The organism is Halomonas sp. GD1P12 (assembly GCF_025725645.1).
In the GTDB taxonomy this organism is placed as follows: domain Bacteria; phylum Pseudomonadota; class Gammaproteobacteria; order Pseudomonadales; family Halomonadaceae; genus Vreelandella.
In genome coordinates this window covers 975,895-990,649 of sequence record NZ_CP107007.1, presented here as the reverse complement: position 1 = coordinate 990,649, position 14,755 = coordinate 975,895, and the positions used below count along the sequence as shown (strand labels likewise).

The following is a 14,755-nucleotide window of genomic DNA, read 5'->3' as shown; positions in this document are numbered from 1 at the left end:
AGGTAGTTTACTGCACGGCTAGCCCCTCGAGCAGCGCTTCATGAAAACGGGCCGGCGCCTGAATCTGCGGCGAGTGGCCGAGTTCGGGAAATTCGACCAGCGTAGCCTCGGGAATGGCGTCGCGGGCCTGCTCGCCCAGCACATCGTAACGGCCCAAAGTGGCCTGCACGTCTTGTGAGGCGCGACCCTTGCCAATCGCGGTGTTGTCCTGCTCGCCGATCAGCAGAAGCGCAGGCACTTCGAGCTCGCCGAGTTCGTACACCACTGGCTGGGTGAAGACCATGTCCGAGGTGAGCGCCTGGTTCCAGGCCACGCGCTCGCCGTCCTCGCCTTCGTACATGCCTGCCAGCATTTCGACCCAGCGGTCGTACTCCGGCGCCCAGGTATCCGCGTAGTAGGTGCTTTGCTGATACTCGCGAATGCCTTGGGCGGTGGTTTCCAGCTCGCTCTGATAACCCTCATCGATGCTCTGGTACGGCACGCCGAGCGCCTTCCAATCCTCCAAACCGATCGGGTTGACCATGACCAGCTGCTCGGTGTGCTCCGGGTACATCAGCGCAAAGCGCGTGGCGAGCATGCCGCCCATGGAGTGGCCCATGACGGTGGCGTTTTCAATGTCCAGCTCGTCGAGTAGTGCGTGGGTGTTGGCCGCCAGCTGGTGGAAGCTGAACTGGTAGTGCGCGGGCTTGGTGGATTTACAAAAGCCGATCTGATCCGGCGCGATAACGCGATAGCCCGTCTCGACCAGCGCCTCGATGGTGCCTTCCCAGGTACCCGCGCAGAAGTTCTTGCCGTGCATCAGCACCACGGTGCGACCGTTGGCACTGCCCTCGTCAGGCGCAACGTCCAGGTAGGCCATCTGCATGTCCTGCCCTTGAGAACTGAACTCGAAGCGCTCGACCGGGTAGGCGTATTCGAAGCCGGAAAGCTCGCCGTCATAAGTGGGGGTATTGTCAGCAAAAGCGGTGCCGCTCGTGCCTACTGCGAGGGTGGCACCGATAGCGCTTGCCAGCAGCGCGCGGGAAAAGGTGGGGCTTGCCATTGGGAATATCCTCTCATCCATGAATGGGGTAGCACCGATGAGTATGGCAAGCCTGGAAGAAATGCGCTTAACACGCTCCCGTTTAGAAACCCGACACAATACATTACCCCCTGAACGTATCGATATACAGCGCTTCCACTTTGTCGCGTGCCCACGGCGTTTTACGCAGGAACTTGAGCGAGGACTTAATTGAGGGATCGTTGTTGAAGCAGTTGACGCGAATTTCTTTATACAAGCCCTCCCAGCCGTAGTGCTCGACCAGGCGGGTAACTATCGTTTCAAGGGTCACGCCGTGAAGCGGGTTATTGGGCTGTGGCGGGTTCATCGAATTACTCTCCGTATCGGTTTCAAGCGCACGGCCAAGCCGGGCAGCCGGTCTCGTACTTTAACAGACCCGCTCTTGGCCGAGTTCGGCAGGTTGCACTACGATTGAAACCGTTCTCCCTGACATCGGCAGATACACGAATGCGCACACTCTCCCGCAAGCAGCAAATTTTGGGCTTGGCCGGCTGGCTGGTACTGGCCTATATCGCCGCCGCCATCGGCGCCGTGGCCTCCATCAACGCGGCCGACTTTTACGCCTCGCTCCAGCAGCCCAGCTGGGCGCCGCCGGCCTGGCTGTTCGGGCCAATGTGGACAACGCTTTACGGATTGATGGGCATCGCCGCTTGGCTTGCCTGGCGCGAGCGCGGTGCGCGGCCTGCGTTAACCGTATTCGTGGGGCAACTGGCACTGAACGCGCTGTGGAGCTGGCTGTTCTTCGTCTGGAATCTGGGCGCTATTTCATTCATCGGCACAGTGGCACTGTGGGTATTGATACTGGTGACGCTGGTGATGTTCTGGCGGCTCAAGGCACTGGCCGGTGTGCTGCTGATACCCTACCTGGCTTGGGTAAGCCTGGCCTGCGCATTGACCTGGAGCGTGTGGCAGCTCAACCCGCAGGTGTTTGGATAACGCTGCACACAGCTAAAAAAGCCCTATCGACCTGGTATTACACCGCTTCATCAGCGTTTGGGCCGCCGCCATCGCGGCCCACCACGACCTGATTTCGGCCGGCGCGCTTGCCAATGTACAGCAGCTGATCGGCCTGCTTGATCAAGGCGTCGAGGTTCTCCCCTTCCGCGTTGGCGGCCGCGACGCCGATGGTCACGCTGGGGCTTTGCGTTCCCATTTCATCCGGCAGTGACAGGTTGGACACCTCCCTTTTCAGCCGCTCGGCCACTTTTTGCGCGTCATCGAGGTTGGTATTGGGCAGCGCCACGATAAACTCCTCGCCCCCAAAGCGCCCAATCACATCCGTTGGACGCAGGGACTCTTCGCAGACCTCGGCAATTTCCGCTAATACCTTATCGCCATGGCAATGTCCGCAGGTATCGTTGATGCGTTTGAAGTGATCCACGTCAATCATGAACAAACTGAAGGGTGCCTGGCCGGACTGGGAGCGTTGCAGCATTTTGCCGGCCAGCTTCATGAAATGACCGCGATTGTTGAGATTCGTCAGCGCATCGCGCTCGGCACTCGTGCGCAGCTGCTCTTCGAGCAACTTGCGGCTTATAATTTCCTCATTTAGCGCCTGGTTTCGACCGCGCTCGTTATTGAGCAGCGCAAACTGCACGCGCTGCAGACTCTCCATACGCAGCAGGGTGGAAAACCCGATAATGTTGGCAGTCAACAATAAAATTGCGGTGCGGGTAACATCGACCAGATTAGCGTCCGTGAACGCCACCAACGCCACCAAAAAGCCGCTAGTCAGGTACAGGCTGACCAGCGTGACCACGGTAAGCCGATTGGGAATAAAGAGATAGAACCCCAGGACCGCAACGACGGCCGCGATGATTTGAGTAGAAAAGCTTTCGGGACGCAGGGGCACGATCAAAATAATGCCCGTCGCAAGCAGCCATAGCGGTAGCGTGTACCATCCATCCACACCAATTTTACCGCGCCGAATCTTGAAAGCGATCAGTAAGCACGTGCTCACGACTGCAAGGCGCAAGGCCAACAGCAGAAAAAACTCGAGCGCTAACCCCAGCAGAAAATAATCCGACAGCACGTAGATGCCAAAGATAAACGCCCCAATGCCCAGCGCCAGGCTGTACTCGTTACTCAGGCGCTGCTGAATGGAGTGGCGATACGCCGACTCCAGGTCAGAATCGCAAAGCTGCCCCGTCAGCCGATGGATGCGATATCGATCTTCTTCTATTACCAAACCCCCTCCCCGTAACGCTGCCATCTTTTATCGCCGTTCGCGGCGCATGGCGCTTTAAAAAAAGCGTCTGAACCCGGCGCGTGGCATGTCGTTACATTGTGCGATTTTTTAACCGCTCTACACGTAAAGCCAAATTGAGCTGAGCTCTAACGGCTCATTGAACCCTTGATTGATGACAGGTGCATGTCCTCACGATACCTGGCCTGCCACTGTTTTCAGTCAAATCTTATCCGGAAACACGGCGCTGGAATACGTTTCTCACGCTGTTATTTTCAACGCCCTTTCCCGAATCAAAAAAGCGTTTTAAAAGATGCCGTAAACGCCGTTATAACCTGTATCAAAACAATGCCTTTCGATTGTTTTTTTAATCCCTCTCTTTGCACCAGAAAGCTTTAGCATGCTAACAATACCAATACTTCAATAATGACAGGGAACCATCGCATGGAAGCTTTTATCTCCTTACTGCCGCCCATCGTGGCGGTCGTGCTGGCCCTTGCCACCCGGCGGGTCAACGTTTCGCTGTTCGTCAGTATCTGGATCGGCGGCTGGCTGGTGGCGGGCAATCCCATCGCCGCGGTGGGGCAAACCTTCGACTGGTTCGCCGAGGTGATGACCGACGAGTGGAACGCCCGTTTTCTGGTTTTAGTGGCGCTGCTGGGCGCGGGTGCGGCCTTCATGCACCGCACCGGCGGCTCCCAGGCACTGGCCCGGGCGCTGGCCAAGCGCATTCACTCGGGCCGGACCTCACTCCTGCTCACCTGGGCGCTGGGCATGGTGATCTTCTTCAATGATTACGTGAACTCGGTCATCGTGGGCAACGCCACCCGCGATTTGACCGCGCGCCAGCGCCAGTCCCGCGAGAAGTTGGCTTGGGTGATGGATGCGACCTCCGCGCCCATGGCCACCCTAGGGCCGGTGTCGGACTGGATCGGCTATCAGGTTTCGCTGATTGCCGGGGCACTCGTGGGGCTAAGCTTCGCCTCGGCGGAGCCCTACCGGCTCTTTCTGCTGTCGATTCCCTGGAACTTCTACGCCCTGCTCTGCCTGGCATCGGTACCCATGATTCTGCTGGCCGGAGATTTCGGCCCCATGGCAAAAGCCCAGCGCCGCGCCGAGGAGACCGGCGAGCTGGTCGCCCCCGGCGATACGCCGCTTTCCAACGTGGATGCGGACCTGGGCGAGGTGCCCGAGGGCCGCGGGCGGCTCTGGCACTTTCTGCTGCCGCTGGTGGTGCTGATTAGCGTGGCCTGCTGGGGGCTCTGGTACACCGGCGGCGGCGCCGAAGGAGCAAGCGTGATGGATGCCTTGGAGAATACCGATGTGAGCGTGGCGCTTTCCTGGGCGGCGTTTGCCATGGTGGGCACCGGCATGATCCTGGCGCTTTTCCAGCGCCAGACATTGAAGGACTGCGAAGAGACGCTGCTGGCCGGGTTTCGCACCATGCTGCCGGCGCTGGTGATCATGGTGCTGGCCTGGAGCATCGGCACCGTCACCGGGGCGCTGGGCACCGGCGAGCACGTGATCGATGCGACCCGCGACTGGCTCTCGCCCGCCCTTCTGCCGCTGCTGATCTTTTTGATCGCCATGGTGATCTCGTTCGCGACCGGCAGTTCCTGGGGTGCGATGGCGATTCTCACGCCGATTGCCGTGCCGCTGGCGTTCGAGCTTTCCGGCGGCGACGTGGCGCTGGTCAGTATGGCCATTGGCGCGATCTTCTCCGGCTCGATCTTCGGCGACCACTGCTCGCCGATTTCCGACACCACGGTCATGGCCTCAATCTTCGCGGGCTCGGATCACATCGCCCACGTGCGCACGCAAATTCCCTACGCGCTGGTGCCTGCCAGCATCAGCGCGCTGCTGTACGTGGCTTCGATAGTGGTGGACTCGGTGTGGGTGCTGCTGGTCGCGGGGCTGGTGGTGCAGTTTGGGGTGTTGATGGTGCTGGGGCGGTTGGGGCAGCGACAGTACAAAGGATAGCCCCTACTCCGGGCGTTTGTTGATCAAGCGCCCAATGCATGATTCTGGTTCCACGTTGAAGCCAAGCCGTCAGCTTTCCAGAACCGTGCAATACTGCGTTAGGGTATAACCTTACCGATGGGAGCTGCACCATGAAGGCCATTAGCGATACTCGCGCTAACAAAGAACCGCTCAACATCATGGAGCAAGTTTGCGAAGATCATTCGCCGGTCATCATCACGCGCGGCAAGTAGCCTTAGGTGGTCATGCTTTTGCTTGAAGATTTTGAAGCGCTAAAGGAAACCGCCTATCTACTGCGTTCACCCAATAACGCACGCCGTTTGATGGACGCAATGGACGAATTGGAAAAAGGCGGCGGCCAGGAAAAGGAGCTACTTGAGTGAAGCTCGTCTTTGCCGAGAATGCTTGGGAAGATTACTTGTACTGGCAAAAAACCGACAAGAAAATTCCTGGTCGCATCAACAAGCTGATCAAGGAGATTGAGCGACAGCCGTTTGAGGGCGTTGGAAAACCCGAACCGCTCAAGCATGGCTTTGCGGGCTACTGGTCCCGGCGAATCAACGATGAGCATCGGATCGTTTACAAGGTGGCGGACGATGCGCTGCTGATTGCGCAGCTTCGATATCATTATTGATTCATGGTTAGTAGTCGACCTTCTATTCATTTGGTTTCGGGCTGTGTATAACGCCCGCAGCACGGGCAAAATTGCAGCGCAGCGAAAATTTTGTCCCGGTGTCTGCGATTGTTAGGAATTTTTTGCACTGACGAACTCCAAAATGTAGCTATCGTCATCTAGAAATCCAAGAAGATCCTTTGCCGCATTTTGAAAAATTTCTTGAATGATGCCTTCAATACCGTACCACTGTTCAGATTTTTCACGGTCCAAGTGAATTCTTTCATCCGAAAAATCTATACCGCCTTCTGCAGCGAGCTTGGCAAGCGAAAAGGCCTCCGCAAAGGTAATCGGAGTATCAAGCTTATGAGCCAAACGATTTCTAACATCATTTAAACCGCGCAAAAAATCAGCCGTACCTTTTCCTATTATTTTTCTGAACTCAGATGCATCAACCTTCCTCTTGAAGCTCCATTCAAAGTAACGACCACCGTCACCCTCTTTAGGCTGAGTCTCTAACATTTGCACTAAAATTGACTCGAGGACTAAATGCCCAGACATGAAAGCACCCAGAACCTCGTTTTCAAATAGCGAGGTTATGTGGTCAAGGTCAGGCCGAACTCGATTTTCCCACGGATCTTTCATTTGGGGCTTCCTAACGCCGCCTTAAGCGGTGAGTAGCAGTTTGTTAAAATGTGAAACGAAGTGGAACCGAGCAAACTGTTACGAATCCGACTTTAAGGCCTTGTTATTAAGGTTCTTCTACCCGAGAAAAAGGCAAATATCCAGCCTGAAAACCATCTTCAAATGTATATATCTTATATATTATATTTTTCTTTGTATTGGTAATAACCTCTTCAATTACGGGAACAAACTTATCATGGCTACAAATATTATTTTCATAATCATAGTCAGCAAGTGTTGCAGCAATTAGGTCAGGTATTCTATTGAAAGAGTCATACCATAGATTACCGGTTTGTTCAGGCAATCCAAAAACAAACCTTTCTGTATAATTTTCATCTTTTGACGACATCAGAACATGAAATAAATTAAAGGCTAAATCAAAGATTACTGGCATTGAGAACTTACCTTGTTTATGCGTTAGCATAGAGTCCCTGTCCGAGAACCAACCAATAATATCAACCTTTGACGAAAGGCAGACCTGAAAAGTAATATATGCAATCAAATTTGACACAATTTCAATATTCCTAATGTTCTTTAAATTTGCACCTTTTCTTGATACTTCGTCAAGCATAATTCTGTAGACTTTTTTCAAGCGCGCATAGTTTTCTTTTTGGCCTTCATTCTCTATCCAATAGTCTACTTGATTAATCGCCGTCTTATAGCATGTTTTCAAAGCCTCACGCTCGTTAAATGGATCCAATACCATGTCCTTATCCAATAGAATAGATACATTTAATATCTCACTTTCATTAATGAATTTTAAAAATTCTGAATTTATTCTCTTTAAACTCTTCACATCTTTAAAAGATAAATTTTTAATTTTCTCACCAAGATCGTGAAAACTATCAACATACGGCATAATGGTAAATGTTACTGCATCATTTGGTTTATTCTTATCATTGAGAGCGTAGTCACTGAATATCACCCACTTTGAAACATCGCTATTTTTTGCGAAAAAATCAGAAAATAAAACATGGCTAGACTTATTAAAAGTCTCGTCAAAATGACTTAAAAAGTTATGCATCACGATGCCAGATTTAAATTCACCATGTTCGACTTTTTGATGCCCTTCAGTAATTACTCTCATATCGTTTCTCGATGCCTCATGCTTGCTAACGCCGCCAACATGGGTAGTGCTTGCTGGCGGAAAATTTGTTTCAAATTTTATGACAGCTTGAGCTATCCCTTATGCTTGGCCTTAATAGCCGTCATTAGTACGGGAATCTTTCCACTTCGGCGTTCTCGTTCAGGCCGTTTTTGAACACAAAATCAATGTGCGGAATCTCAATTTCAACCTTATCTGAACAGCATTGTCCAAAGTTATTGCCACTCTGACAGGGGCACTTATAATCTTCCGAGACAGAATGAAAACGATCTTTCGGAAACATTTTTGTTGTCCAATGGGCTTCCCATTCATCGAATGGGCTGCAGATATGAGAACAAAGGTACTCTAAAAGAGAAAAATCCAGTGTTTCATCATTGTGAACTACGGAGTATTTCTGTACAGGATTTGTGACAATCGAAATTTCTCGAATTTCCAGATCATGTGCTTGGTGCGTGCATAGCTCTCCATTGTATATGCGCCCCTTAATATGCTGGCATCTGGAGCGAGGACGAATCTTATGGTTGCATATGCTGCATGTGTAGTAGCCGACAACCATCGCCGGGCTAGCGAACACACAGTATGGGTAAAGTGACTGCCATTTTCTGACGTACTTTTCTACAAAATCTGCCCCTGAATTCTTATAGAATTCTTTGCTAGAGTTCTCGCTGAGAAAGTTACAAGTAATTTCGCACTGCTCAAGCTCACACCAAGCATCACGGTATTTCTGTTGCTTAATGTTATTGATAGCAGTGACGTATGTTGAAACAATCTTGAGCGCTTGAATGTCTCGCCAAAGCTGATTGGCCTGACTTTCATCACCCTTCTCAGCGGCGATTGTTTTTGCATCCGCAAGTGCCGCTAGGGTTGATTCAACCTCAGTGTGATTGTTCAGATTGATCGAAGGGCGATTATCAGTCATCTGCAAATTTCTTCACTGCATTTAAGGCCTTTTCAACATCCTCAACTTTACCGTCGTAGCTCACAGTTGCAGACGATTTATCCTTCTTCTCGATTATGAACTTAAGCGATATCTTGTCGTCGGGCTTGGCCTTTAATTTATCGTATATATAGGATGATATCACACCGCAAAACACTGGAATTACTATGCTTTGCAATATAAAGGTTCCAAGCCAGAGGTCAGCACCATGAAGGCTTAGTTCCTTATATTCTTCATCCGTGGAATAGAGATCAGCGTCTAAGCCGTTTTCATTCAAGTAGTCAAGAGTATCAAGGCTTCCAGCATAAAACGCATCATCAGAGCCATGAGACGGTAACAGCAATACTCTTTTCCCTTGAATTTCGCTTGCTAAGGACGGTACTGCTTGTTCGATTAGAATCTGAAAAGTAGGCCCATCTTCAGCTACCTCAAAGCGTTCAATTCTTTCTGGGAATGCCATGATCTAGAACTCCAAGTTGATTTGGCGGCTAACGCTAAAATAACAGGCTAAAAATTGTTGGCTATAATGGCGACGAAGGAGCTAAAGTCAACTGTTTTAGTCCTTTTTAATTTGCTTGTTAGCCGTACTTGGCACACTATTATTCTTAACTTGCTTTACATGATAAACTTCAAGCCAGCCTGCAATTCTAAATATTGCCATAGTTGCCGCAAGTGCTGAAAAAATAGCGTAAATGAAAAGAAAGTAACCAATAAAACTGCTAACAGTAGAAATCACCTGAGATACATCATATAGCCAAGGCGCCAAATCAAGTAAAAACCTCTGTATAAATAGAGGGCTATTATATATTGGTTGCGACTTACCAATTAAGGCTGCTATTAAAGCCAGTATTTGCAATACAATAAAATGCACAAATGTTGCGTTAACAACGATAAATGGCGATTCTCCACCGTTCTTAGTTTTACCAGATATACTAGCTCGAAACTTGTCATCACCTAATGCTAACCAAATTGCATATCCACCGAGAGAAAAACCAATAATATTTGGTAATACTGAAATTGGTATTTCTACCCAGTCATAATCTAACCAAATGCTAGAGGATATTAGCGTAATAAATAGAGATGCATGCATATATGGTGAGCCAGCAATAGACTTAAACCCACCATAAGCAACCCAATAGCGAGCAAATAACTTCCTTACACCTGTGTATTGCCCTTTTTTAGCCATTTTAGGCTCCTACTCTAGCCATACGCTTAACTTTTTTAACTATAGTGTTTGCCATAACTGCTAAAAAGTCTTTCGCTGTTATCTCACCAGGAACATACGCGCCAGTTTCAACAAAGGGGTGTTGTCTAGTAGACTTCTCTGCACGTTTACCATTTTCGTCATGCCCAATAGTTTTCACCTCACCATTCAGTTGAGCGATATGACCTAAGGCAACAGTTCTGTCATCAGCTTCAACAGATAGCCCTTTCTGCGCTTTCAAAATAATTACTTCTTCTTCAACATTCTGTTGATTTAATCTTTCAAGGACTTCATCCTCTAAATCTTCTAATCCGTCAGTATTCGGCCGGCGTAGTACAATTTCTAACGTGCTGATTTGCTCTAAAGAAAGAACAGATTCAAGCTGATCTGTTCTTGGGACGAGAGTTAACTCAATTGCATTAAATTCTTCAACAATAGCTTCTGAATCAATCAAGTTACGAAAGTATATCTCTAGCATTTTGGGGCTTATTTGCCCAAACTTGTCTTTGCACTCAATAACTAGATAATGGTTTTTAGGATAGAAAACAAAACTAAAACTAGTAAAATTTGGTCTCAAATCTTCTGGTATTTGTATTCTTTTAGTTTCGTCCTCTTCAGCTGCACGTAACTTTTCTATATTAAACCACTTGCCAACTTCAATTTTTGTAAATTTAGCTATTTCACCTGAAATACCGTCCAAGGGATCATCTTTAAGCGGCTCTATTTCAGTGAGAATGCAATAAGTGTCACCTCTTAAATTGATTTGTCTTTTTAAGTCAAAAAGGCGGTCAAATAAATCCACATACGTTTGAGGAGAATGAGGATGGGTTCTTATATTAAAAGCAGTATAGGAAACGGTTCTTTTTCTTGTCATTACTTTAGTCCTTTATTACAACTTGAATACGAATTCTGTGGTACGGCTAACAGTGATTATATAGCCGGCCGCATAACCTTAATGAACGTGCCGGCGCGTTCATTGAGGTTATCTAGCCTCTCTGATCAAATCTACCTTATTGATTCTATTACTAGCAAAGCAAATTTTGGCTGACTACCCAAAATTTGCGTGCTGGCAAGATTTGCCACTCCTAATAATACTGTATATAAATACATATAAAATATTCATACAAAACGATGCCGTCATGAAGTTAATGGATAGGGTCCGGGCTACCTTGCGGGTGAAATGCTATAGCCTTCGCACTGAGAAAACGTATTGCTACTGGATTCGCTTCTTCATTCGTTTTCATGGCATACGCCACCCAGCCACGATGGGAGATCAAGAAGTCAGGCAATTTCTGGTGTATCTCGCATCTGAGCGGCGCGTGGTGGTCACCACGCAGAACTAGCTATTCCATCGCCCCCCGGCTTTCTCAAGATCAGATCAAACCGATGCCAGTGATGTGGCACTAACCCGCCCTCTCCTTCACTTTCGCGTAAAAGTTCGATATCCAAGCCTTTGCATAGCGCTTCCACTTCTCGTCTCGAATGAAAGCTCATACCTGAGTGAGTGGCCCAATCATGCCTGTCGCCAAAAAGATGGCCGGCGAATACGCCGCCCGGCGCAAGCGCTGAACGAACCATGCTCCACAGTGCCGAGAAGCGGGCCGAATGACAGAACGGCAGGCTGAGCCCTGCATGGATAAGCGCCGAAGGCGGAAGGTTTTCCAGTTCCTCGAAACTCGATGCCCAAATCGTCAGCTCAGCGGCGGGAAGCTCGGCTTTTAACGCTTCGATGCGCTCAATCGCCTTGGGCTCCTTATCTATTGCCAATACGCTCCAGCCCGCGCTCGATAGCATGGCCGCTTCGATACCGCTACCGCAGCCCAAATCAATGGCGTGACCGTTACCGATGGGCAAGCATTGCTCACCCAATGCGCGCCGTAAAAGCGGCGAGGCGGGGCGTGTTTGATTAGCCGTGTAGAAGACTTCCCAGCCGGTTTCGTTGCTGTTCTTCAATTTCTTTATTCTCAAATCACTTTACGCTAATGGGGTGCTTACCAAGAGCAGAATCGAATTAAAACTAACACGCAGTGCCTTCAAATGCTCCCTTGCATCTCTCCCCGCCTCATCCTAGACTCGCCAAACCACTTGCTTGACGGGGTGCCGGTGATATCCGGCTGAGATGGCGCAGGGCGTGCTCTTTTAAGAGTGCCAAGCGCTGGTCCCGCTGAACCTGATCCGGCTAATGCGCTTATTCAAAAGCGCGGGTACCGGCGTAGGGATCAAGCGATGGCGCCGGCTTCTATATTCATTTCACGCCACTTTGCGCCACTCCCTCGATCTTCTCGCCTGCCCTTCGGATCTCTACCCCGGAGGATATATGGGCTACTGCTTTACCGACCTTACTACCGCTTGCCAGGATGATTGGCGCGCTTATATCGAGCACGACTTCGTCCGCCAATTGGGCAACGCCACGCTCCCTGAAGAATCCTTTCGCCACTACCTGAAGCAGGACTACCTGTTTCTGATTCACTTCGCCCGTGCCTACGCGCTGGCGGCCTACAAGAGCCCGACCCTTGCCGACCTGCGCCAGGCCCATGAGGGTATGAAGGCGATCGTGGACGTGGAGCTTGGGCTGCATATCGGCTTTTGCCGCGAATGGGGCATTTCGGAAGCGGAGCTTGCAACGCTTTCTGAGGCCCGCGCCACCATGGCCTACACCCGTTACGTACTTGATACCGGCAGCCGCGGTGACCTGCTCGACCTGCACGTGGCGCTCGCTCCTTGCCTGGTGGGCTACGGCGAAATTGCCAACTGGCTGAATGCCCAAGGCACCACGGTGCGCGGCGGCGGCAACCCGTTCGATGCCTGGATCGCCATGTACGAAGGCGAGGAATTTCAGGCGGCGATGCGCGCGGAGCTTGAGTGGCTGAATACGCGCCTGGCCGATGTCACCCCGGCGCGCTTTGCAGAGCTTACGAAGATATTTCGCGACGCCACGCGCCTGGAAATCGATTTCTGGCAGATGGGCCTGGATTTGGCCGATTGATACGCCTTTATAACAACCATAATGAGAGAATCTGATCATGAGTCGCACTCAACACTTTCTGGCCGAAACTGCCCAGGTCGACGCCGCCGCTATCGCCCCGCTGCCCGCTTCGAACAAGGTGTACATCGAAGGCTCGCGCCCGGATATCCGCGTGCCGTTTCGCGAAATTACCCTATCACCGACCACCACCAGCGGCGCGGATGAGCAAAACCCGCCGCTGCTGGTCTACGACACCTCCGGCCCCTACACCGACCCCGCCGCCCAGATCGATCTGCGCCAGGGGCTTCCTGAGCTGCGCCGGGCGTGGATCGAGGAGCGCGGGGATACCGAGTTTTTAGATGGCCTGACCTCGGAGTACGGCAACCGCCGCGCCAACGACCCCACGCTTGCCCAGCTGCGCTTCGATTTAAAGCGCACCCCGCGCCGAGCGAAACCGGGCAAGAACGTGACCCAGCTTCACTACGCCCGCCAGGGGATCGTCACCCCGGAAATGGAGTTCATCGCCATCCGCGAGAATCAGCGCCGCCAAGCCTTGGGTGACGCTGAAGTCGAGCGGATTCTGGGCCACCAGCACCGCGGCCAGAGCTTTGGCGCCAGCATTCCCGACGTGATCACCCCGGAGTTCGTGCGCGACGAGGTGGCCCGCGGCCGGGCGATCATCCCCAACAATATCAACCACCCGGAAAGCGAGCCGATGATCATCGGGCGCAACTTCCTGGTGAAGATCAACGGCAACCTGGGCAACTCGGCGGTGACCTCCTCTATTGAGGAGGAAGTCGACAAGATGACCTGGGGCATCCGCTGGGGCGCGGATACCATCATGGACCTCTCCACCGGGCAGAACATCCACGAAACCCGCGAGTGGATACTGCGCAACTCGCCGGTGCCCATCGGCACGGTGCCGATCTATCAGGCGCTGGAGAAGGTCAACGGCGTGGCGGAAAACCTCACTTGGGAGGTATTTCGCGACACGCTGATCGAGCAGGCGGAACAGGGCGTGGACTACTTCACCATTCACGCGGGCGTTTTGCTTCGCTACGTGCCGCTGACCGCGAACCGCGTAACCGGCATCGTCAGCCGCGGAGGCTCCATCATGGCGAAGTGGTGTTTGTATCATCATCAGGAGAGCTTTCTTTACACCCACTTCGAGGAGATCTGCGAGATCTGCAAGCAGTACGATGTGGCGTTTTCCCTCGGCGACGGCCTGCGCCCGGGCTCGATTGCCGATGCCAACGACGAAGCGCAGATGGCGGAGCTGAAAACTCTGGGGGAGCTGACCCATATCGCCTGGAAGCACGATGTGCAGGTGATGATTGAAGGCCCGGGCCATGTGCCCATGCACCTGGTGAAGGAGAACATGGACAAGCAGCTCGAGTACTGCGACGAAGCGCCCTTCTACACGCTTGGGCCGCTGGTCACGGATATCGCGCCGGGCTACGACCATATTACCTCCGGCATCGGGGCGGCCATGATCGGCTGGTTCGGCTGCGCGATGCTCTGCTACGTCACCCCCAAGGAGCATCTGGGACTGCCCAACAAGGAGGATGTAAAAACCGGCATCATCACCTACAAGATTGCCGCCCACGCGGCGGATCTCGCCAAGGGGCACCCGGCGTCGCAGCGCCGCGACAACGCGCTATCCAAAGCGCGCTTCGAATTCCGCTGGGAAGACCAGTTCAACCTGGGGCTGGACCCGGACACGGCGCGGGAGTACCACGACGAAACGCTGCCGAAGGATTCAGCGAAGGTGGCGCACTTCTGCTCCATGTGCGGGCCGAAGTTCTGCTCGATGAAGATCAGCCAGGAGGTGCGCGATACCTATAAGGATCGCGATTCGCTTCTTGATGCTCAGCAAGGCATGGAAGAGCAGGCGGAGAAGTTTCGCCAGACAGGCAGCGAGCTTTACCAAGAGGTATAGAGCGTGACGGCGATTTTGCTAATGGACGGGCTCACTCTCCTTTTATGAACAATGGAGTAGTTTCGTCCAAATTATTTGACCAA

18 protein-coding genes and 1 riboswitch are annotated in these 14,755 nt (G+C 51.8%); of the genes, 8 read left to right on the top strand and 10 right to left on the bottom strand.

Annotated elements, in window-relative coordinates:
* Positions 1–7 precede the first annotated feature (7 nt).
* Positions 8–1,042, bottom strand: coding sequence for an alpha/beta fold hydrolase (locus OCT39_RS04605; RefSeq protein WP_263586521.1), 1,035 nt, complete (start codon positions 1,040–1,042; stop codon positions 8–10).
* A 103-nt stretch (positions 1,043–1,145) separates the two neighbouring features.
* Entirely contained in the window at positions 1,146–1,367 is a 222-nt protein-coding gene (locus OCT39_RS04600) for a VF530 family protein (protein ID WP_263586520.1), read from the bottom strand.
* A 140-nt stretch (positions 1,368–1,507) separates the two neighbouring features.
* Here OCT39_RS04600 and OCT39_RS04595 point away from each other — a divergent pair, with 140 nt between their 5' ends.
* The gene (locus tag OCT39_RS04595) at positions 1,508–1,996 is read left to right on the top strand and encodes a TspO/MBR family protein (protein WP_263586519.1); all 489 of its coding nucleotides are present in this window, start codon (positions 1,508–1,510) and stop codon (positions 1,994–1,996) included.
* A 37-nt stretch (positions 1,997–2,033) separates the two neighbouring features.
* Here the strand turns inward: OCT39_RS04595 and OCT39_RS04590 are convergent, their stop codons facing one another.
* Positions 2,034–3,248 carry a GGDEF domain-containing protein gene (locus tag OCT39_RS04590; protein ID WP_263586518.1) on the bottom strand — a complete coding sequence of 405 codons (1,215 nt, stop codon included), beginning with the start codon at positions 3,246–3,248 and terminating at the stop codon, positions 2,034–2,036.
* A gap of 441 nt (positions 3,249–3,689) precedes the next feature.
* Between OCT39_RS04590 and OCT39_RS04585 the strand changes: the two genes are divergently transcribed.
* From OCT39_RS04585 to OCT39_RS04570, 4 genes are all read left to right on the top strand, one after another.
* Positions 3,690–5,225 carry a Na+/H+ antiporter NhaC family protein gene (locus OCT39_RS04585; RefSeq protein ID WP_263586517.1) on the top strand — a complete coding sequence of 512 codons (1,536 nt, stop codon included), beginning with the start codon at positions 3,690–3,692 and terminating at the stop codon, positions 5,223–5,225.
* A gap of 131 nt (positions 5,226–5,356) precedes the next feature.
* The gene (locus OCT39_RS04580; protein ID WP_263586516.1) at positions 5,357–5,458 is read left to right on the top strand and encodes a type II toxin-antitoxin system Phd/YefM family antitoxin; all 102 of its coding nucleotides are present in this window, start codon (positions 5,357–5,359) and stop codon (positions 5,456–5,458) included.
* Between the two features lie 12 nt (positions 5,459–5,470).
* Positions 5,471–5,608 carry a hypothetical protein gene (locus OCT39_RS04575; protein WP_263586515.1) on the top strand — a complete coding sequence of 46 codons (138 nt, stop codon included), beginning with the start codon at positions 5,471–5,473 and terminating at the stop codon, positions 5,606–5,608.
* On the top strand, positions 5,605–5,859 hold the full coding sequence (locus tag OCT39_RS04570) for a Txe/YoeB family addiction module toxin (protein WP_263586514.1): 255 nt from the start codon (positions 5,605–5,607) through the stop codon (positions 5,857–5,859). The genes OCT39_RS04575 and OCT39_RS04570 overlap by 4 nt, the downstream gene beginning before the upstream one ends.
* Before the next feature lie 111 nt (positions 5,860–5,970).
* Here the strand turns inward: OCT39_RS04570 and OCT39_RS04565 are convergent, their stop codons facing one another.
* The 6 genes from OCT39_RS04565 to OCT39_RS04540 form a co-directional block, all read right to left on the bottom strand.
* The gene (locus OCT39_RS04565; RefSeq protein WP_263586513.1) at positions 5,971–6,483 is read right to left on the bottom strand and encodes a hypothetical protein; all 513 of its coding nucleotides are present in this window, start codon (positions 6,481–6,483) and stop codon (positions 5,971–5,973) included.
* Positions 6,484–6,589: 106 nt separating this feature from the next.
* Positions 6,590–7,609 (bottom strand): hypothetical protein, encoded by a 1,020-nt coding sequence (locus OCT39_RS04560; RefSeq protein WP_263586512.1) that lies wholly within the window; start codon positions 7,607–7,609, stop codon positions 6,590–6,592.
* A 124-nt stretch (positions 7,610–7,733) separates the two neighbouring features.
* Positions 7,734–8,546, bottom strand: coding sequence for a hypothetical protein (locus tag OCT39_RS04555; RefSeq protein WP_263586511.1), 813 nt, complete (start codon positions 8,544–8,546; stop codon positions 7,734–7,736).
* Positions 8,539–9,024 (bottom strand): hypothetical protein, encoded by a 486-nt coding sequence (locus tag OCT39_RS04550; RefSeq protein ID WP_263586510.1) that lies wholly within the window; start codon positions 9,022–9,024, stop codon positions 8,539–8,541. The genes OCT39_RS04555 and OCT39_RS04550 overlap by 8 nt, the downstream gene beginning before the upstream one ends.
* 96 nt (positions 9,025–9,120) lie before the next feature.
* Positions 9,121–9,750: a hypothetical protein gene (locus OCT39_RS04545; protein ID WP_263586509.1), complete on the bottom strand. Its 630-nt coding sequence runs from the start codon at positions 9,748–9,750 to the stop codon at positions 9,121–9,123.
* A gap of 1 nt (position 9,751) precedes the next feature.
* Positions 9,752–10,642 (bottom strand): DUF4747 family protein, encoded by an 891-nt coding sequence (locus OCT39_RS04540; protein ID WP_263586508.1) that lies wholly within the window; start codon positions 10,640–10,642, stop codon positions 9,752–9,754.
* A gap of 265 nt (positions 10,643–10,907) precedes the next feature.
* Between OCT39_RS04540 and OCT39_RS04535 the strand changes: the two genes are divergently transcribed.
* Positions 10,908–11,111, top strand: a complete 204-nt coding sequence (locus OCT39_RS04535) for a phage integrase N-terminal SAM-like domain-containing protein (RefSeq protein WP_318152975.1) — start codon at positions 10,908–10,910, stop codon at positions 11,109–11,111.
* Here the strand turns inward: OCT39_RS04535 and OCT39_RS04530 are convergent.
* Positions 11,095–11,721, bottom strand: a complete 627-nt coding sequence (locus OCT39_RS04530) for a class I SAM-dependent methyltransferase (protein WP_263586507.1) — start codon at positions 11,719–11,721, stop codon at positions 11,095–11,097. The two genes, OCT39_RS04535 and OCT39_RS04530, sit on opposite strands and share 17 nt — an antisense overlap.
* Before the next feature lie 130 nt (positions 11,722–11,851).
* A riboswitch (TPP riboswitch) is annotated at positions 11,852–12,004 on the top strand.
* A gap of 81 nt (positions 12,005–12,085) precedes the next feature.
* Between OCT39_RS04530 and tenA the strand changes: the two genes are divergently transcribed.
* Together tenA and thiC are read left to right on the top strand one after the other, a co-directional pair.
* A complete protein-coding gene (gene tenA, locus OCT39_RS04525; RefSeq protein WP_263586506.1) occupies positions 12,086–12,754 on the top strand; it encodes a thiaminase II in 669 nt (222 codons plus the stop codon).
* Positions 12,755–12,791: 37 nt separating this feature from the next.
* Entirely contained in the window at positions 12,792–14,672 is a 1,881-nt protein-coding gene (gene thiC, locus OCT39_RS04520) for a phosphomethylpyrimidine synthase ThiC (protein WP_263586505.1), read from the top strand.
* The last annotated feature ends 83 nt before the right edge of the window (positions 14,673–14,755 follow it).